Source organism: Vibrio cincinnatiensis DSM 19608 (genome assembly GCF_900167345.1).
Classification (GTDB): Bacteria; Pseudomonadota; Gammaproteobacteria; order Enterobacterales; family Vibrionaceae; genus Vibrio; species Vibrio cincinnatiensis.
The window spans coordinates 4,316-6,851 of sequence record NZ_FUXB01000033.1; the positions used below are offsets into that span (position 1 = coordinate 4,316).

Here is a 2,536-nt window from a genome sequence, read left to right on the forward strand (position 1 = left end):
GATCATGACTATAGACAAGCTGAACGCAAACTCGCTTTACCATTAAGTTCAGAATACAGACTTGAAGAACAAGAAGACAAAAACCAAATCAACATCAATAAAACTGACTTTACAAACCGTATGAATAACCAATTAAAACAATCAGTTGAAAGTATCGAATATACAAAGTAGAAGCTAAATTCAAAGTAAAGAAACCATAAAAACACTTTAACTTTCAATACATTGTGGTCTTTTTCTCTACGGTTACATAACGCCCGGTTAAGGGGCAGCCAACGCCATTTCCAAGCTTCCGCATAACACCGTAACCAAAAAAATCAACGCATAATAAAAATGCCGCGCGTTGGCTGTCCCTCTTGAACCGTTTGTTATGTTTAAGCTTCAATGACTTACGCTTTACCAAAACCAAGATTAACTCGTTTTTGACTGACAAACAAAAGCCAAAAACCAGAAGACTGAAACGACTCATAGATTTGAAAAGCAAACTTCGAATTTCGGCAATTCAATCACAAAAACCTGTGATCAAAATACTGATTGAGCCAGCGAAACCAACATCGCGCTTGCCCAAAAATTGATTGAGGCAGTTTTCTGAATTTCCAGCGCCAAAGAATAATTGTCCGGAAAACCGCGCCCACTGAAGCTAACTTGCCGACAAACACAAAACCAATCAGCCGAGGGAACAAAGAAAAACCATAATCCACTGATTTTTGGTGATTAAACATAACGCCGCATTAAGGGGCAAGCAACGCTAACAACCGAACTTAAACTAGCCAGCCGTAACCTCAAATGCTCACCCAAACCGAAAATGCCACGCGTTGATTGTCCCTCTTAAATGCTTTGTTATGTTTCTAAATATAGTCTATCCTTTCATATTAGTCTTATCTATTTTTTGAATTGGATAATCATCATTACTATTTTTTTCTAAAATATATGGACATAATAAAGAATCCAAATTCTTCAACTTAGGGTTAATGGTATGATTTTCAATAACATCACCAGAATATCTATCAATGACATATAAAGAGACAATTGATTTTATAGCATTAACTCCCCCGTCTCTCATGTCAAAAACAAAATACTCCATATATTCTGCATTAGATTCCATAGTCTCTATAAAACTTTGGATAACTGAAACTAAAAAAAAATCGCCACCACAATTAACATTGTATTCACCATGGTAAAATAATTCTTTAGCACCTTGCATATCTACAATAACATTGTATGAAACAGAATCTGGTGTAATCAAAACATATTGTTCATCAGAAAATGGTTCTATTCTAAATGTATTTGCGAAAACATTAAATGAAAACAACAAAAACAAAGAACAAGTCTTTAAGGAAAAGTTAAAAAATGTCATTGAAAACCTTCTTTGAAATGATATATTTTAAATTATCATGCCGTAATTTATAAGTTGTCGTATTTTTATTAATAACTGCTGTTATCGAATCTGTTGTATTCTTATCAATTCCCTTATCAGCTTTAAGATATAATTTTTTCTCCACCCAAAAAACTAATGCAGAACGAACTGCATACTTAGGCTCTAATAATAAGTCAGGTTGGGCAATGAAATCTTTATCCTCAGACCATAAATTATTATGTAAATTTTGCATTGAAATATAATTAGCCTTCCCCGTCAGTTGAATCATACCTCTCCCTCGATATTTCCAACCATCACCAGATATTACATTCCCATTACCATTTCTATTTGCATATGCGCCATTTGCTATTGAAATTATATCGGCTTTTTTATTGCTTTCTGGGTTATAAGCATGCTCTCTAGCCAATTCTGGATTTTTTTTATAAAAAGAAAACATGGAAATTAAAGTTCTTTCCCTATAGTTTAGGTTTTCGTCCAATCTAAATTGAGGTCCGACCTCTTGTTTCACTTGAGCAAGAAAATGAGAGATTCGAAGTTCAGAGTCAATCTTTCCTGTAACTAAAGAGTTTGTCAGTTCATTAGCTAATTCATATAAAAAAGCATCAGCCACAAAAGATTGATTTGGCCAGATAATTCTTAAATGCTTTTTAGTAATTTGTCTTCGGCTATCTTTTTTCATAAAAAACCATAATCATCTCACAATCGCTAGATTGTAATCTATTAAATCTATTAATCTATATTCATGATTCTTCTATGTGAGTTGTTACCAAGATATATGTAACTATAAACATTATCATTTTCATACTTATACGGAAACTAGTGTACCCCACGAAAAGTGGACACAACATAACTACACACTTTCGAACTCGACGGGACTCACGTAGCCCAACGCTGAGTGCTTCCTATTTCGATTGTAATAGATCTCGATGTATTCGAAGATCCCCATTCGTGCTTCTTCGATAGTTTGGTAATCTTCTGCATAAATCAACTCAACTTTCAGTCGACTGTAGAAGGACTCCATCACCGCATTATCCCAACAATTGCCTTTGCGACTCATGCTTGGCACCCCTCCATGCTTACGCATGAAGTCCTGATAATCATGTGCCCTATATTGTACACCTCGGTCTGAGTGGATTATGACACCTTTAGCCGGCTTACGTG

3 protein-coding genes are annotated in these 2,536 nt (G+C 34.9%); all 3 read right to left on the bottom strand.

Annotated features, from left to right (window positions below; genetic code table 11):
* Window positions 1–856: 856 nt before the first annotated feature.
* Window positions 857–1,354 (bottom strand): hypothetical protein, encoded by a 498-nt coding sequence (locus tag B5D54_RS16465; RefSeq protein ID WP_078927617.1) that lies wholly within the window; start codon window positions 1,352–1,354, stop codon window positions 857–859.
* A complete protein-coding gene (locus B5D54_RS16470) occupies window positions 1,341–2,054 on the bottom strand; it encodes a glycoside hydrolase family 19 protein (RefSeq protein ID WP_078927618.1) in 714 nt (237 codons plus the stop codon). The genes B5D54_RS16465 and B5D54_RS16470 overlap by 14 nt, the downstream gene beginning before the upstream one ends.
* A 171-nt stretch (window positions 2,055–2,225) precedes the next feature.
* Window positions 2,226–2,536: integrase core domain-containing protein (locus tag B5D54_RS16475; protein ID WP_139364802.1), on the bottom strand; the 311-nt coding region annotated here is incomplete at its 5' end.

Bases quoted from the DNA above. Each gene is read 5' to 3' on its own strand.
- B5D54_RS16470 (WP_078927618.1), bottom strand. From the start codon at position 2,054: ATGAAAAAAGATAGCCGAAGACAAATTACTAAAAAGCATTTAAGAATT.
- B5D54_RS16465 (WP_078927617.1), bottom strand. From the start codon at position 1,354: ATGACATTTTTTAACTTTTCCTTAAAGACTTGTTCTTTGTTTTTGTTG.